The following is a 16,040-nucleotide window of genomic DNA, read 5'->3' as shown; positions in this document are numbered from 1 at the left end:
CAGACCTCAGGGCTTGCTGGCAATCAGCGAAATGACTTCGAAATGCGGCGGGCGCTTCTCGCGGGTCACCGTCTCCAGGCTGGAGACGACCAGGCCGGCCTTCTCCACGAACTTGCGCAGTTCCTTGTCGCTGAAACCAAGGTTGACGTGGCCATACGCGTCCACGGCCGCACGGTGTTCGTGGCGGGCCAGGCTGCACAGCAGCAGGCGACCGCCCGGGCGCAGCACACGCGCGCCCTCGGCGACGGCCTGGGCCGGCTTGGCCGCATAGGTCAGCGCGTGCATCAGCACCACCAGATCGAAGCTCTGGTCAGGGAAGGGCAGGGCGTGCATGTCGCCTTCGCGCACTTCCACGTTGGCCAGCCGGCGCAGGCGCTCGCTGGCGGCGGCAACCACGCGCGCGCTGGTATCGATGCAGACATAGCGTTTGGCGTGCGGGGCGACCAGTTCGGCCAATACGCCGTCACCAGAGGCGATATCGAGCACATCGCCGGTTTCCAGCAGCGGCAGCGCGGTGCGCGCCAGCGCCTCCCAGGTGCGGCCGGGGGAATAATGGCGTTCCATGTCGCCGGCAACGCTGTCTGCCCAGTTCTGGTCGGCGGCGCGGCTGGCCATGACCGCGGCCACGCGTTCAGCATCCTGGCGCAGCAGCGGGTCATCGCTGCCGGTGCTCAGGGCATGCCACAATGCGCGCTGCGCCGGATCCAGCGCGGCGTCATCGAAGCGGTAATACGCCGAGACGCCCGAGCGGCGGTCACGGACCAGGCCGGCTTCCTTGAGCCGGGCCAGATGGGTGGACACCCGCGGCTGTGCCAGCGTGGTGATGGCCGACAGCTCGGCCACAGTGAGTTCTTCCTGTTCCAGCAGCGCCAGCAGGCGCACCCGGGTGGCGTCGGCGAACACTTTCAGCCGGACGGACCAGTCCTCGAGATCCATAAATATCTACCTATCGCGATATAGAGATATTTTCGTCCTTTGGCGGCGGTGCGGTCAAGTCAGGCGTCCTTTCCCCGCCCCCCGGTACAATCGCCCGACCGGGCCGCGCGCACTGCGGCCCTTATCACTCTGTACCCGGGAGGGTGTTGTGGATTTCAGCTTTACCGAAGAGCAGTTGATGCTGCAGGACGTTGCGCGCCGTATCGCGCAGGAGAAAATCGCGCCCAGCGCCGAACACCACGACCGCACCGGCGAGTTCCCGCTGGAGAACATCCGCCTGCTGGGCGAGAACGGTCTGATGGGCATTGAAGTGCCCGAAGCCTACGGCGGTGCGGGCATGGACCCGATCGCCTACGTCCTGGCGATGGTGGAGGTCGCCGCCGGAGACGCTGCACATTCGACGATCATGTCGGTCAACAATTCGCTGTTCTGCAACGGCATCCTGACCCATGGCAGCGAAGCGCAGAAGCAGAAGTACGTGCGTGCCATCGCCGAGGGCGAGGCCATCGGTGCGTTCGCGCTGACCGAGCCGCAGTCCGGCTCGGATGCCACGGCGATGCGCTGCCGCGCGGTCAAGCAGGCCGACGGCACCTATGTGATCAACGGCAAGAAGAGCTGGATCACCTCCGGCCCCGTTGCCAAGTACATCGTGCTGTTTGCGATGACCGATCCGGACCAGGGCGCGCGTGGCATCACCGCGTTCATGATTGACACGGACAAGGCCGGCTTCCACCGCGGCAAGACCGAGCCGAAGCTGGGCATCCGTGCCTCGGCGACCTGCGAGATCGAGTTCCAGGATTACGTGGCGGCCGCCGATGACGTGGTCGGCAAGGAAGGCGAGGGCTTCAAGATCGCCATGGGCGTGCTGGACGCAGGCCGTATCGGTATCGCCTCGCAGGCAATCGGTATCGCGCGTGCTGCGTATGAAGCGACGATCGAATACGTGAAGGACCGCAAGGCTTTCGGCGCGGCGATCGGCACCTTCCAGATGACCCAGGCCAAGATTGCCGACATGAAATGCAAGCTGGACGCAGCCCTGCTGCTGACGCTGCGCGCGGCATGGGTGAAGGGCCAGGGCAAGCGTTTCAGCAATGAAGCGGCGATCGCCAAGCTGACCGCCTCCGAAGCGGCGATGTGGATCACCCACCAAGCGGTGCAGATCCACGGCGGCATGGGCTATTCCAAGGAAATGCCGCTGGAGCGGTACTTCCGTGATGCCAAGATCACCGAGATCTACGAGGGCACCTCGGAAATCCAGCGCTTGGTGATCGCGCGCAACGAGACGGGTCTGCGCTGAGGTAGCGGGGCCACGACCCACCGTCGTGGCCCGCGGGCGTAGGCCGTCGCGCTGCGCCCGCCAACCGGGCAGGTGCCGACCGAGTAAGTGCCGACCCTTGGTCGGCACGTGGGGTAGTGCAGAATATGCGGTCCCGTTCCGCAGGTCACTCCATGGTCATTTATCGAGGTGCAGGGTTCCTGACCCTGCTCACCCCCATTGCCGCCCTACTGCTGTTGATGTGGCTCTGGCCGGATCCTGCTGTTGCCAAGGGCAATACTTCACTGGCGCAGCTGTTGATCGGATTCGGCATCGGCGCAGCGATCAATGTCGTGCTCGGCATCGTGCTCAATCGCGGCCCGCGCGCGGCGGGCGAGCATGCCCGCCATCATTTCTTCTACATGCCGATGCAGTGGCCGTCGTTGGCGATCGTGGTCGCCTGTGCAGCGGTGGCACTGCTGCGCTGAGGCCGTTTGGTAGTGCCGGCCGCTGGTGGCACCCAGGCGGTCCTTGTCTGGCAGGTGCCCGGAGCAGCCGGCCAGCGGCCGGCACTACTTCGTCCCCATATGCATGCCTCGCGTGAGCCACAGTACCCGGCGCGCACCGCATACAAAAAAGCCCCGGCTCGCGCCGGGGCTTTTGCATTTCAGTGTGACCGCCCACGGTGGTCACCTGGCGGCGGGGCAACCGCGGCTGCCCCTGTCGTCCATCAACGGTCCGGACGGTGCGCCGTATTGGCTTCGCCCTGGCGTTCCAGGAACTCCTTGGACGGTTCGTCCAGCTTGTCGCCCAGCATGCGGCGGACCACCACGAAGAACACCGGGATCATCAGCAGACCCAGGAAGGTGGCGAACACCATCCCGCCGATCACGCCGGTACCGATCGCGTGACGTGCGTTGGCGCCGGCACCGGTGGAGATGGCCATCGGCACCACGCCCATGATGAAGGCGAACGAGGTCATCAGGATCGGGCGGAAACGCAGCCGGGAGGCTTCGATAGTCGCCTCGCGCAGGTTCTTGCCCGCGGCCCGCTGTTCCACGGCGAACTCCACGATCAGGATCGCGTTCTTCGCGGCCAGGCCGATCACGGTGATCAGGCCGATCTTGAAGTACAGATCGTTCGGCAGGCCACGTGTCAGCGAGAAGGCCAGCGCGCCCAGGACACCCAGCGGCACCACCAGCAGCACCGCCACCGGGATCGACCAGCTCTCATACAACGCGGCCAGGCAGAGGAACACCACCACGATGGACAGCACCAGCAGCAGCGTCGCCGCGTTGCCGGCCAGGATTTCCTGGTAGGACATGCCCGACCAGTCATAGCCGAAGCCGGCCGGCAGGTCGTCGTTGACGATCCGCTCCATCGCCTGCATCGCCTCGCCCGAGCTGCGCCCGGCTGCCTGCGAACCGACGATGTTGACCGCCGAGTAGCCGTTGTAGCGGCTCAGCGACGGCGGTGCGGACACCCATTCGGACTTCACCACGGTGCTCAGCGGAATCATCGCCTGCGTGCCGTCGGGATTGGTCTGCAACGTGCTGGGCGTGTAGAAGCTGTTCAACGACTCCGCACCGGTGCGGTACGGGCCATCGGCCTGCAGGGTCACGCGCTTGATGCGGCCTTCATAGAAGAAGTCGTTGACGTACACCGGGGCCAGCATCAGCTGGATGGTGCTGTACACGTCCGACACCGACAGGCCCATGGTCTGCGCCTGCACACGGTCCACGTGCAACTGCAGCTGCGGGGCGTTTTCCAGGCCGTTCGGGCGCACGCCGGTCAGCAGGTCGCTTTCCTGCGCCGCCTTGCCGAGCAGGATGTTGCGGGCCTGCGTCAACTGGTCATAGCCCACGCCGCCACGGTCCTGCAGCCACATGTCGAAGCCGCCGAACTGGCCCAGGCCCTGCACGGTCGGCAGGTTGACCACGAAGATCTGCGCTTCCTTGATGCCGAAGAACGCACCGTTCATGTTGTTGATGAACTCGGGCACCGTGATATCGCGGTCCGCCCAGGGCTTGAGGCGGATGAAGCCCATGCCCACGTTTTCACCCGAGCCGACGAAGCTGAAACCGGCCACCTGCAGCATGCCTTCGAAGCCATCCTGCTTTTCCAGGATGCCGCGCATCTGCGCGAAGGCGTGGTTGGTCTGCGACTTGGTCGAGCCCGGCGGCAGCTGCACGATCGCCAGCGCATAGCCCTGGTCTTCTTCGGGCAGGAAGCTGCCCGGCATGCGCGTGAACAGGAAGCCGCACAGCACGGTCAGCACCACGAACAGGATCATCCAGCGCGGGGCGTGCTTCACCGCCGAGGTGATGTGGCCCACGTAGGTGTTGCTGACCTTGTCGTAGTACTTGTTGAATGTGCGGTAGACGATGTTCGGGTTGTCGTTGTGCGTCGGCTTGAGGAACGTCGCGCACAGCGCCGGGGTGAAGCCCAGTGCCAGGAACGCCGAGAAGGCCATCGCGATGGCGATCGTCAGCGCGAACTGCTTGTAGATCTCACCGGCGGCGCCGCCCTGCAGGGCCGACGGAATGAACACCGCGGCCAGCACGACGGTGATGGCGACCACCGCGCCGGTGATCTGGGTCATGGCCTTCTGGGTGGCCGCCTTGGGCGGCAGCTTCTCCTCGGTCATGATGCGTTCGACGTTCTCGATGACCACGATCGCGTCATCGACCACGATGCCGATCGCCAGCACCATCGCAAACAGCGTCAGCTGGTTGATGGTGAAGCCGATGATGCTCATGCCCAGGAACGTGCCCAGCAGCGCGACCGGGATGACCAGGGTCGGGATCAGCGTGGCGCGGAAGTTCTGCAGGAAGATCAGCATCACCAGGAAGACCAGCACGACCGCTTCGATCAGGGTCTTGACCACTTCCTCGATCGAGATCTTCACGAAGGTGGTGCTGTCGTACGGCGAGAACCAGCTGACACCGGCCGGGAAGCTCGGGGACAGTTCGTCCATCTTGGCGGTGACCGCATTGGCCACGTTCAGTGCGTTGGCGCCCGGCAGCAGCTGGATCGCGAAGGCACCGGTCGGCTTGCCGTTGTACTGGGTATCAAAGCCGTAGTTGTTCGCACCGAAGGCGATCCGGGCGATGTCCTTGAGCAGCACGCGCGAGCCGTCGCTATTGGCGCGCAGGATGATGTTCTCGAATTCTTCCGGCGAGCTGAAGCGGCCTTCGGCCGAGACCGTCGCGGTGAAATAATGCCCTTCCGGCGAGGGATCCGAGCCCAGCGAACCGGCGGCGAACTGCACGTTCTGGTCCTTGATCGCGGCCAGCACCTGGGTGGCCGACAGGCCGTAGCCCTGCATCTTTTCCGGGTTGAGCCAGATGTTCATGGCGTACTCGGAACCGAACTGCTGGGTGCTGCCCACGCCGGGGATACGCGAGATCTGGTCGAGCACGCGCGAGCCGACGATGTCGTTCAGCGCGTCGCGGTCGATCGAAGCGCTGTCGGACTGCAGGGCCACCACCATCAGGAAGCCGGCGTTGGCCTTGGCCACCACCACGCCCTGCTGGGTCACTTCGGTCGGCAGGCGAGGGGTCGCCAGCGAGACCTTGTTCTGCACCTGGACCTGGGCGATATCGGCATCGGTGCCGGTTTCGAAGGTCAGGGTGATGGTGACGCGGCCGTTGGAGGCCGAAGAGGAGCTGAAGTACAGCAGGTGATCGATACCGGTCAGCTGCTGCTCGATCACTTGGGTGACCGACTTTTCGGCGGTGTCGGCGCTGGCGCCGGGGTAGGTGGCGCTCACCGTCACCTGGGGCGGTGCGATGCTCGGGTAGGACTCCACGCCCAGACCCAGGATCGAGATCACGCCCGCAAGCGAGATCAGGATCGCGACCACCCAGGCGAATACCGGGTGTTCAATGAAAAATTTAGGCATGACGGAGGATTCCCGTTATTGCTTGTTCGGTTCGGCAGCCGGAGCGGCGTCGGACTTCGTGTCGGCGGCGTCGGCCGGGGCGGCCGCAGCATCGGGCTTGGCGGCAGCGGCCGGAGCGGCGCCTGCCGGAGCCGCACCCGCCGGGGCCTGGCCGTTGCCGTTGCCGGCAGCCGGGTTCCACGGGGCGGCCTTGGCCGGTTCGCCTTCCTTGACCTTCTGCACACCGGCCACGATCACCTGATCGCCGGCATCCAGACCGCCGCTGACCAGCCAGTTGCTGCCCTGCTGGCCTTCGCTCTTCACGTTTTTGCGGACGACCTTGCCGTCCTTGCCGACCACCAGCACGTAGCCGCCGGTGGTGTCGCGCTGCAGCGCCTGCAGCGGGACCAGGTAGGCGTTGTTGCGCTCACCCAGGGTCGCCTGGAAGCTGACGAAGGCGCCCGGCAGCAAGATCTGCTGCGGGTTCGGCAGCACCGCGCGCAGCGAGACCGCGCCGGTGGCCGGGTCAACCGTGGTCGAGAAGAAGTCCAGCGTGCCCGGCTGGTCGTAGACCGTGCCATCGGCCAGCTTCACCTGCACGGTGGACTTGCCGTCCCCGCTCAGGGCCACTGCGCCCTTGGCCTGGGCCGCGCGCATCTGGGTCAGCTCGTCCACGCTCATCGAGAAGTTCACATACAGCGGGTCGAGCTGGTCCACGGTGGTCAGCAGGGTCACATCGCCCTGGCCGACCAGGGCACCTTCAGTGACCTGCTGCTTGCCGGCGCGGCCGCTGATCGGCGAGCGCACTTCGGCATAGCCGAGGTTGATCCTCGCGCTGGCCAGCGAGGCCTGGGCCTGCTGCACGGCCGCAGCGGCGGTGCGTTCGGTGGCTTCGGCGGCGTCCAGGTCGGACTTGGACACGTAGGCCTGCGGTGCCAGCGAGCGGGCCCGGTTGGCGGCGGCCTTGGCATTGGCGGCGGTGGCCTGGGCCGAGGCCAGCTCGGCCTGTGCGGCGTTGAGCGCGGCACGCAGGGGGGCCGGGTCGATCAGGAACAGCACCTGGCCTTCCTTCACATCCGAGCCTTCCTGATAGACACGCTTGAGCAGCACACCCGGCACGCGGGCGCGGACGTCGGCACTGCGGAACGGCGACAGGCGGCCGACCAGTTCACGCTGCAGCGGCAGCGTCTGCGGCTTGGCCTCGATCACGCCCACTTCCGGAGGCGGCGGGGCCTGCTGCTCTTCCTTCTTGCAGGCGGTCAACGCGAGGGCGACTGCGCACGTCAGGGCAAAGGTGCGGAGTGGGGCGATCATCAGGAGAAGCTCCGGTGTTGGTTTGAATGCGAAGCCGTGGCGGCTTCGGGCGCAGCGAACGCGCGCAGGAAGCTGTCGACGGAGAATTCTGCCCAGCGGCGGCGCACGGCGGCGTCAGCGCGATGGGGGATATGGAAGCGCTGTTTCTCGAAATCCAAGCCGGCGATCATGCTCAATAGCAGTTCAGCCATGAAGTGCGGGTCGTCATGCCTCAATTGGCCTCGGGCGGAACGTGTTGCAAGCCATTCAGAAACGTGAAGTGCCAGCGCCCCGGCGCCGTCCTGGTAGAGGGTACGGGCTTCCTGGGGGAACTGGCTGGACTCTGTTGCGATCAGCCTTCGGGCCTGGACCACGTGGGGTTGATTGAAATGATCCAGGTAGTCGTTGGCGAACTGCAGCAGACTGCCACGCAGGTCATCACCGTCCAGTGAGCGCAGCCCGGCGGTGGCCCGGCAGACATGCCGCTGCATCACCCGGCGCAGCAGTTCCTGCTTGCTGCCATAGCGGCTGTAGAGCGTCTGCTTGGAGCACCCGGCGTGCTGGGCCACCGCGTCCATGCTCAATTGCATGCCCTGGCTGGCCAGCAGTTCGCGCACGGCATCGAACACGCGATGATCGCGCGCGTCCATGGTGCCGGCGGCGGGGGGTGGGGGAGTCACGCGGTGGACTATACCGTCCAGTTCAGAATTGTAGAAGCCTTGTCTTTCCGTGCCGTTTGATGACCAACGTCAAGTTGCAACGGAAGCGGCCGATGCTGCGACGGATGAAGCGCCGATGCGTTGATCCGTACTTCGCCGAATTGACATCGCCGATGTAAACGGGACCCAACCCGAATCACCTTATTCCGTCCTGCAGCAAGGTATTTCTGTGCGGTAGGCCTACAATTTCATTTTCCCAACTGAGCAACACGCACCGCTCTGCCATGAAACCGCAAAAACCAGCAGCCAAGACCGTGAAAAATAAATCCAAACCAGCCGATACGCAGACTGTTTCGCCAGTGGGCTTCTCGCTGGAGCCGGTGTACACGGCCTTGCGCAAGCGCTACCCGTCGGCCGGGCAGGCCGAGGCAGTGGCTTTTGCCGCCGACTTCTACAAGCGCATGGAGGCGGACGAGTTCCCGCACCACAGCGCCGAAGAGTGGGCCGCACTGGCAGCGGACACGCTGGAGTTTGCGCGTGTGCGCAAGTCCGGCAAGGCCAACGTCCGCGTGTTCAACCCGACGCTCAAGAGCAACGGGTGGGAGTCGCCGCACACGGTGCTGCAGATCGTCAACGACGATATGCCGTTCCTGGTCGACACCGTGACGATGTCGCTTGCCGAACATGGCATCGGCGTGCACGTGCTGGGTCACCCGGTGATCCGCTTCGCGCGTGACAAGGCCGGCAAGCTCACCGCGGTCAGTGACGGCACCGCCGAATCGGTGATGCTGCTGGAGATCGACCGTCAGCCGACCGAAGCCATGGCCGACGTCGAGAAGGCGATCATCAAGGCCCTGGACGAGGTGCGTGCCATCGTCCGCGATTGGGACGCCATGCGTGCCAAGGCGCAGAGCCTGGCCGACGACCTCGGCAGCCGCCAGCTGCCCGTCGATGCCGCCTCGCGCGCCGAAGCGCAGGAATTCCTGCGCTGGGCTGCCGACAACCACTTCACCTTCTTCGGCTACCGCGAATACCGCGTCGAGAAGCAGGGCAAGGAAGACGTGCTGGCGCCGTTGAACGACACCGGCCTGGGCCTGATGCGCGGGCAGGACAAGTCCGCCGCACGTCCGGTCAAGACCCTCGCCGCGCAGGGCCTCAATGCCACGACCGGCTTGAAGGACGCGCTGATCCTGACCAAGACCAATGCCCGTTCGCGCGTGCATCGCTCCGGTTACATGGATTACATCGGCGTTCTGGAATTCGATGCCAAGGGCAAGATCATCGGCGAACAGCGCTTCCTGGGCCTGTTCACCTCCAGCGCCTACAACCGCCGCCCGTGGGAAATCCCGCTGGTGCGCCAGCGCCACGAATACGTGATGAGCCAGTCCGGCCTGGCGCCGAGCAGCCACAGCGGCAAGGCCCTGCGCCACATTCTGGAAACCCTGCCGCGCGAAGAGCTGTTCCAGTCCAGCGAGGACGAACTGTTCCGCACCGCCATGGGCGTGCTGGGCCTGCAGGAGCGCGTGCGCAGCCGTCTGTTCCTGCGCCGTGACAAGTACAGCCGTTTCATTTCCGCGCTGGTGTACCTGCCGCGCGAACGTTTCAACACCGATGTGCGCCTGCGCATCGAAGCCATGCTCAAGGACGCCCTGCAGGGCGAGTACGTGGACAGCTCGGTCGTGCTCGGCGAATCGCCGCTGGCCCAGGTGCATCTGATCGTCCGCCCGAAGGCCGGCCAGACCCTGGAAGTGGACACCAGCGAACTGGAGCAGAAGCTCGCCCAGGTGCTGCGCAACTGGCAGGACGATCTGCGCGAAGCGCTGGTCGCCCGTCATGGTGAAAGCGAAGGCCTGCGCATCGCCGCGCGTATCGGCAAGGCGCTGCCGGCCGGTTACATCGAAGACTCCAGCACCGAGATCGCCGCCAACGACGTCAGCCAGCTTGATGCGCTGACCGGCCCGGACGATCTGCGCCTGAGTCTGCAGGCCGTGCAGCGCGAAGGCGGCGATGGCCTGCGCCTGAAGCTGTATCGCCAGCTGGATGACATCCCGCTGTCCGACGCGCTGCCGATGATGGAAAACATGGGTCTGCGCGTGATCGCCGAGCGTCCGTACCGTTTGACGGTCGACAACGCGCCGGTCTACGTGCAGGACTTCGAAGTGGAATCGGTGGCCGGTGCGATCGATGCGCCGAGCGTCGATGAAGCCTTCGGCGAAACCTTTGCCCGCGTGTGGCACGGCGATGCCGAGAACGACGGCTTCAACCGCCTTGTGCTCGCCGCTGGCCTGCATTGGCGCCAGGTGGCGATGCTGCGTGGCTATTGCAAGTACCTGCTGCAGACCGGCGTGCCGTTCTCGCAGGCCTATGTGGAAGGCACCTTCACCCGTTACCCGCTGCTGGCCCGCCTGCTGGTGGAACTGTTCGAAGCCCGCTTCGATCCGGCCACCGGCAACGAGAGCAAGGACGCCATCGCCGAGGGCCAGGCACAGCTGCGCGCACACCTGAACGTGCTCGCCGGCGGTGACGAAGCCACCCTGAAAGTGCTCAAGACCGTGGTCGATGCACGCAAGGGCGACCGTACCGTGCAGATGGACGCCGCGCGCGATGCGCTGCTGAAGCTGATGGACCGCGTCTCCAGCCTGGATGAAGACCGAATCCTGCGCAGCTTCATGGGCGTGATCGATGCGACCCTGCGCACCAGCTACTACCAGACCGATGCCGAGGGCCGCCCGGGCCACGTCATCAGCTTCAAGTTCGATTCGGCCCTGGTGCCGGACCTGCCCAAGCCGCGCCCGTACCGCGAAATCTTCGTGTACGGCCCGCGCGTGGAAGGTACCCACCTGCGCTTCGGTGCCGTGGCCCGTGGTGGCCTGCGCTGGTCGGACCGTCGCGAAGACTTCCGTACCGAGGTGCTGGGCCTGGTCAAGGCACAGATGGTCAAGAACACCGTGATCGTGCCGGTCGGCGCGAAGGGCGGCTTCTTCGCCAAGATGCCGCCGGTCAATGGTGACCGTGATGCGGTGTTCGCCAACGGCGTGGCCTGCTACAAGCTGTTCATCCAGGGCCTGCTGGACATCACCGACAACATCGTCAACAACAAGATCGTGCCGCCGGTGGACGTGGTCCGCCACGACATGGACGACCCGTACCTGGTGGTGGCGGCCGACAAGGGCACCGCGACCTTCTCCGACATCGCCAACGGCCTGGCCGTGGCGCACGGTTTCTGGATGGGCGATGCGTTCGCCTCCGGTGGCTCGGTCGGTTACGACCACAAGGGCATGGGCATCACCGCACGCGGTGCGTGGGAGTCGGTCAAGCGCCACTTCCGTGCGCTGGGCCGTGACAGCCAGAGCCAGGACTTCACCGCAGTCGGCGTGGGCGACATGTCCGGCGACGTGTTCGGCAACGGCATGCTGCTGTCGCGCCACATCCGCCTGGTCGCCGCGTTCGATCACCGCCACATCTTCCTGGACCCGAACCCGGATGCGGCCACGACCTTCGTCGAGCGCGAGCGTCTGTTCACCGTGCCGCGCTCCAGCTGGGCCGATTACGATGCCAAGCTGATCAGCAAGGGCGGCGGCGTGTACCCGCGCACGCTGAAGTCGATCGAGATCACCCCGCAGGTCCGTGACGTGCTCGGGCTGGACGAGGGCATCAAGTCGATGGCCCCGAACGATCTGATGAGCGCGATCCTGAAGGCGCCGGTCGACCTGCTTTGGAACGGCGGCATCGGCACCTACGTCAAGGCGGCCAGCGAGCAGCACAGCGATGTCGGCGACCGTGCCAACAACGCGCTGCGCGTCAATGGTGGCGAGCTGCGCTGCAAGGTGGTGGGCGAGGGCGGCAACCTGGGCATGACCCAGCTGGGCCGTATCGAAGCCGCCCAGGCCGGCGTGCTGCTCAACACCGACTTCATCGACAACTCGGCCGGTGTGGACACCTCCGATCACGAAGTCAACATCAAGATCCTGCTCAACGATGTAGTGCGGGCCAAGAAGCTGACCGTCGAACAGCGCAACAAGCTGCTGGCCTCGATGACCGACGAAGTGGCCGCACTGGTGCTGATGGACAACTACCGTCAGAACCAGGCGCTGAGCCTGATGGAACGCATGGCGGTCAAGCGCCTGGGTTCCAAGCAGCACTTCATCCGCACGCTGGAACAGCAGGGTCTGCTGGATCGCCAGATCGAGTACCTGCCCTCGGATGCGGAACTGTCCGCACGCAAGGCGCGTGGCCAGGGCCTGACCCGTCCGGAACTGTCGGTGCTGTTGTCCTACTCCAAGCTGGTGGCCTTCCAGCAGCTGCTCGAGTCGGACATTCCCGAAGATCCGTACCTGTCCAAGGAACTGCAGCGCTACTTCCCCACGCCGCTGCAGAAGAAGTACGCCGATGCGATGGAGCGTCACCGCCTGAAGCGCGAAATCATCGCCACGGCCGTGACCAACCAGACCATCAACCGCATGGGCGCCACCTTCCTGATGCGCATGCAGGAAGACACCGGCCGCACCGTGGCCGAGGTTGCCAAGGCGTACACGATCAGCCGTGAAACGCTGGACGCACGCGCCCTGTGGGCACAGATCGACGCCCTCGACGGCACCCTGCCGGAGTCGGTGCAGATCGACGCGCTGGAAGTGATCTGGAAGCTGCAGCGTTCGTTCGTGCGCTGGCTGCTGTCGCGCCCGGGCGCCATGCCGGGCATCACCGAAGCCGTCAACCGCTACCAGGCCGCGTTCAACGACATCCGCGACGCCTCGGGCGTGCTGCCGGATTCGCAGCGCCCGGCTTACGAGGCCAGCGTGCAGGAGTGGAAGGACAAGGGCCTACCGCCGGCGTTGTCGCAGCAGCTCTCGGAACTGCAGTTCCTGGAGCCGGCGTTCGACATCATCGAACTGGCCCGCACCCGCAAGCTCAAGCCGGTGGATGTCTCCAAGGTCCACTTCCGCTTGGGCGACGCCCTGCAGCTGCCGTGGCTGTTCGAGCAGATCGACGCGCTGGAGGTCAACGGCCGCTGGCACGCCGTGGCCCGTGGCGTGCTGCGCGACGAGCTGGCCGCCCACCATCGCAACCTGGCAGCCCAGGTCCTGTCGATGAAGGGCAGCAGCGCCGAAGCCAAGGTCGCCGCCTGGATGGGCCGCGATGACAGCAGCCTGCGCTTCACCCTGGCGATGCTGGCCGAGCTGGCCGAGCAGAAGACCCTGGACTACCCGACCGTTTCGGTCGCGGTCCAGCGCCTGGGCCAGCTGGCTTCGCATGGTGCGTAAGCATGGTGCGTGAGCGCATTCGCGCTGACGCCCCACGGGTTGACCTGCAAACCGTGGGCCCCATGCAAACCATGCGCCCAGCCCCCCGCGCCTTCGGCGCGCCCCCCTGACTCAGGGGGGGGGCTCTGCTCCAGAGGGATGGGCGGGGTCTGGTAACTGCATTGCATGAGAAACACACGGCTCCGCTTCGGCGGGGCCGTTTTCGTTTCCGTTCGTGCGGGCCTGCGACCGGCACGAACGGTTATGCTCTTGCCGGCATACCCCATCCGGATTCACCGATGAGCGACACCCCCCGTATCGCCTTCATGGCCAGCTCCACCGAAGCGGCGCAGCTCGCCCTGGCACAGATGCGGGCCCGCTACGGCGACTACGCGCCCGAGCAGGCCGAGGTGCTGTGCCCGTTGGGCGGTGATGGCTTCCTGCTGCAGACCCTGCATCGCTACGGCGCGCTGGATCGGCCCGTGTTCGGCATGAAGCTGGGCACGGTCGGCTTCCTGATGAACCAGTTCCGTGATGACGATCTGCCGGCGCGCCTGGCAGCCGCCGAGCCGGCCAACCTGCGGCCGCTGGAGATGCTGGCACTGACCGAGTCCGGCACCACCACCGGTTCGCTGGCTTACAACGATGTATCGCTGCTGCGCCAGACCCGCCAGGCCGCGCACATCGGCATCGACCTCAATGGGCAGGAGCGCGTGGCCGAGCTGATCGGTGACGGCGTGCTGGTGGCCACCCCGGCCGGCAGCACTGCCTACAACTACTCCGCGCACGGCCCGATCCTGCCGCTGGGCTCGCACACCATCGCACTGACGCCGTTGGCGCCTTATCGTCCGCGCCGCTGGCGGGGCGCGATCCTCAAGGCCGATACCGAAGTGCGGTTCCGCGTGCTGGATCCGTACAAGCGCCCGGTCAGCGTCACCGCCGATTCGCACGAAACCCGCGATGTCGTGGAAGTCACCATCCGTGAATCGCGCGAGCGCCGCGTCACCATGCTGTTCGACCCGGAACACAATCTGGAAGACCGGATCCTGAGCGAGCAGTTCATGTTCTGAGGGCACACGGCCGTGGCGGCCATGCTCTGTGGGAGAATGGCTGGCCGGCCGCTGCGGCCGCATTGGATTGCTGATTGCCATGGGCGACAACACCCCCCGTTTGCTGACCGTTGCCGTGACCTCGCGGGCCCTGTTCGATCTGGAAGAGGGTCACGCCCTGTTCGAGGCCGAAGGCGTGGATGCCTACGCCGAGTACCAGCGCAAGCACGAGGATGACGTACTGCGCCCCGGCGTGGCCTTCCCGGTGGTGCGCAAGCTGCTCGCGCTCAACCAGGGCCAGTCACCGGAACAGCCGCGGGTGGAAGTGATCCTGCTCTCGCGCAACTCGGCCGATACCGGCCTGCGCATCTTCAATTCGATCCAGCACTACGACCTGGGCATCATCCGCGCGACCTTCACCGCGGGCGAGCCGACCTGGCCGTATGTGAAGCCGTTCGGCACCGATCTGTTCCTGTCGGCCAACCCGGAATCGGTGCGCCGTGCGCTCCTGCACGGGATCGCTGCGGCCACCATCCTGCCCAAGCCGCCGGGCGAAACGATTGCCGCGGCCGAGCAGGTCGATCTGGGCCGTCCGCTGGGCCAGCTGCGCATCGCCTTCGATGGCGATGCGGTGATCTTCGGCGATGAAAGCGAGCGCATCTCGCGCGAGCAGGGCGTGGAAGCGTTCGGCCGCCATGAGCGCGAGAACGCCCGCGAGCCGCTCAGCGGTGGCCCTTTCCGCAATTTCCTCTCGGCCCTGCACACGCTGCAGGCCGTGTTCCCGTCGGGCGAGGATGCGCCGATCCGTACCGCCCTGGTGACGGCGCGTTCGGCGCCGGCGCACGAGCGGGTGATCCGCACGCTGCGCGAGTGGGGCGTGCGTCTGGACGAAGCGCTGTTCCTCGGCGGCCGCCACAAGGGCCCGTTCCTGGAGGCGTTCGGCGCGGATATCTTCTTCGACGATTCCCAGCACAACATCGACAGCGCGCTGCAGCATCAGAGCGTGGCGGCCGGGCATGTGCCGCATGGGGTCGCCAACGACGGTTGATGCACCGCACGGATGCACGTGGGCCAGGTATCCGCCAACGGTGGCGGCCATGTACCCACCAACGGTGGGTACCTACCGGATCGGCAGGACCGACGGCGCGGTGGTGTCCGGATCGAGCGGCAGCCGGATGTCGACCAGCCGCCAGCGCAGGCCCGAGCGCTGCAGGATGAATACCACTGGTGCCCCCTGCGGCGTGTAGGTGGTGGCGGTAAAACGCGACAGCGACTCGAAATGATGGGTGGCACCTTTCAGCGGTCGCGCCGGCCGTGGCCCGGCGTAGGCGTCGTTGCTGGGGCTGTCCAGGTCGTTGCTGGCACGCTTCCACAGGGTATGGCCCTCCAGCAGCGCGCCGATGCCGGTCGGGGTCACCAGCGCATCCACGGCGGTCGCACTGAGGCGGTCACCGGCCGAAAGCAGCAACGCGCCGAACAGGCTGGACTGCATGTCCGGGCCTGCCCGACGCACCACGTAGTCGCTGAGCTGGGCGCGCAGGTTGGCACGCAGCATCGGGAAATCGACATAGCGGTCCAGCTTGGCGGTATCGCGCTGTTCGATCGCACGGCTGAGGCCATGGACGGTCACATAGGGGCCGCTGAACACAACGCCGGCCAGGACCAGCAGCAGGGCAACCAGCAACCAGAGCAGCTTCTTCATCGGGTCTGCCTTGTCGTCATGGT

9 protein-coding genes and 1 pseudogene are annotated in these 16,040 nt (G+C 65.9%); 5 read left to right on the top strand and 5 right to left on the bottom strand.

Annotated features, from left to right (window positions below; translation table 11 throughout):
- Window positions 1–6 precede the first annotated feature (6 nt).
- On the bottom strand, window positions 7–936 hold the full coding sequence (locus tag ACTT2I_RS10955) for an ArsR/SmtB family transcription factor (RefSeq protein WP_046274305.1): 930 nt from the start codon (window positions 934–936) through the stop codon (window positions 7–9).
- 112 nt (window positions 937–1,048) lie between these two features.
- Between ACTT2I_RS10955 and ACTT2I_RS10950 the strand changes: the two genes are divergently transcribed.
- A complete protein-coding gene (locus ACTT2I_RS10950; RefSeq protein WP_421099421.1) occupies window positions 1,049–2,233 on the top strand; it encodes an acyl-CoA dehydrogenase family protein in 1,185 nt (394 codons plus the stop codon).
- A 152-nt stretch (window positions 2,234–2,385) separates the two neighbouring features.
- Window positions 2,386–2,679 (top strand): hypothetical protein, encoded by a 294-nt coding sequence (locus ACTT2I_RS10945; protein ID WP_088434642.1) that lies wholly within the window; start codon window positions 2,386–2,388, stop codon window positions 2,677–2,679.
- Window positions 2,680–2,921: 242 nt separating this feature from the next.
- Here the strand turns inward: ACTT2I_RS10945 and ACTT2I_RS10940 are convergent, their stop codons facing one another.
- From ACTT2I_RS10940 to ACTT2I_RS10930, 3 genes are read right to left on the bottom strand one after another with little or no spacing between them, the layout of a single operon-like run.
- The gene (locus ACTT2I_RS10940; RefSeq protein WP_088434641.1) at window positions 2,922–6,095 is read right to left on the bottom strand and encodes a multidrug efflux RND transporter permease subunit; all 3,174 of its coding nucleotides are present in this window, start codon (window positions 6,093–6,095) and stop codon (window positions 2,922–2,924) included.
- A 15-nt stretch (window positions 6,096–6,110) separates the two neighbouring features.
- Entirely contained in the window at window positions 6,111–7,388 is a 1,278-nt protein-coding gene (locus ACTT2I_RS10935; RefSeq protein ID WP_443096674.1) for an efflux RND transporter periplasmic adaptor subunit, read from the bottom strand.
- A complete protein-coding gene (locus ACTT2I_RS10930) occupies window positions 7,388–8,017 on the bottom strand; it encodes a TetR/AcrR family transcriptional regulator (protein ID WP_088434639.1) in 630 nt (209 codons plus the stop codon). The genes ACTT2I_RS10935 and ACTT2I_RS10930 overlap by 1 nt, the downstream gene beginning before the upstream one ends.
- A 374-nt stretch (window positions 8,018–8,391) precedes the next feature.
- On the opposite strand from ACTT2I_RS10930, the pseudogene ACTT2I_RS10925 reads away from it, so the two are divergent.
- The 3 genes and pseudogenes from ACTT2I_RS10925 to ACTT2I_RS10915 form a co-directional block, all read left to right on the top strand.
- A pseudogene (locus tag ACTT2I_RS10925) lies at window positions 8,392–13,287 on the top strand (NAD-glutamate dehydrogenase); the annotation flags it as partial.
- A gap of 278 nt (window positions 13,288–13,565) precedes the next feature.
- Window positions 13,566–14,336: an NAD kinase gene (locus ACTT2I_RS10920; RefSeq protein ID WP_088434637.1), complete on the top strand. Its 771-nt coding sequence runs from the start codon at window positions 13,566–13,568 to the stop codon at window positions 14,334–14,336.
- Window positions 14,337–14,415: 79 nt separating this feature from the next.
- Entirely contained in the window at window positions 14,416–15,363 is a 948-nt protein-coding gene (locus ACTT2I_RS10915) for a 5'-nucleotidase (protein ID WP_088434636.1), read from the top strand.
- A 72-nt stretch (window positions 15,364–15,435) separates the two neighbouring features.
- On the opposite strand, the gene ACTT2I_RS10910 is transcribed toward ACTT2I_RS10915, so the two are convergent.
- Window positions 15,436–16,017: a DUF2939 domain-containing protein gene (locus ACTT2I_RS10910; RefSeq protein ID WP_293979732.1), complete on the bottom strand. Its 582-nt coding sequence runs from the start codon at window positions 16,015–16,017 to the stop codon at window positions 15,436–15,438.
- Between the last annotated feature and the right edge of the window lie 23 nt (window positions 16,018–16,040).

The sequence above is a fragment of the Stenotrophomonas sp. PUT21 genome (genome assembly GCF_052232875.1).
Classification (GTDB): domain Bacteria; phylum Pseudomonadota; class Gammaproteobacteria; order Xanthomonadales; family Xanthomonadaceae; genus Stenotrophomonas; species Stenotrophomonas maltophilia_N.
Note: the sequence above shows the minus strand (reverse complement) of the source record. Positions and strands in the feature narration are given on the sequence as shown.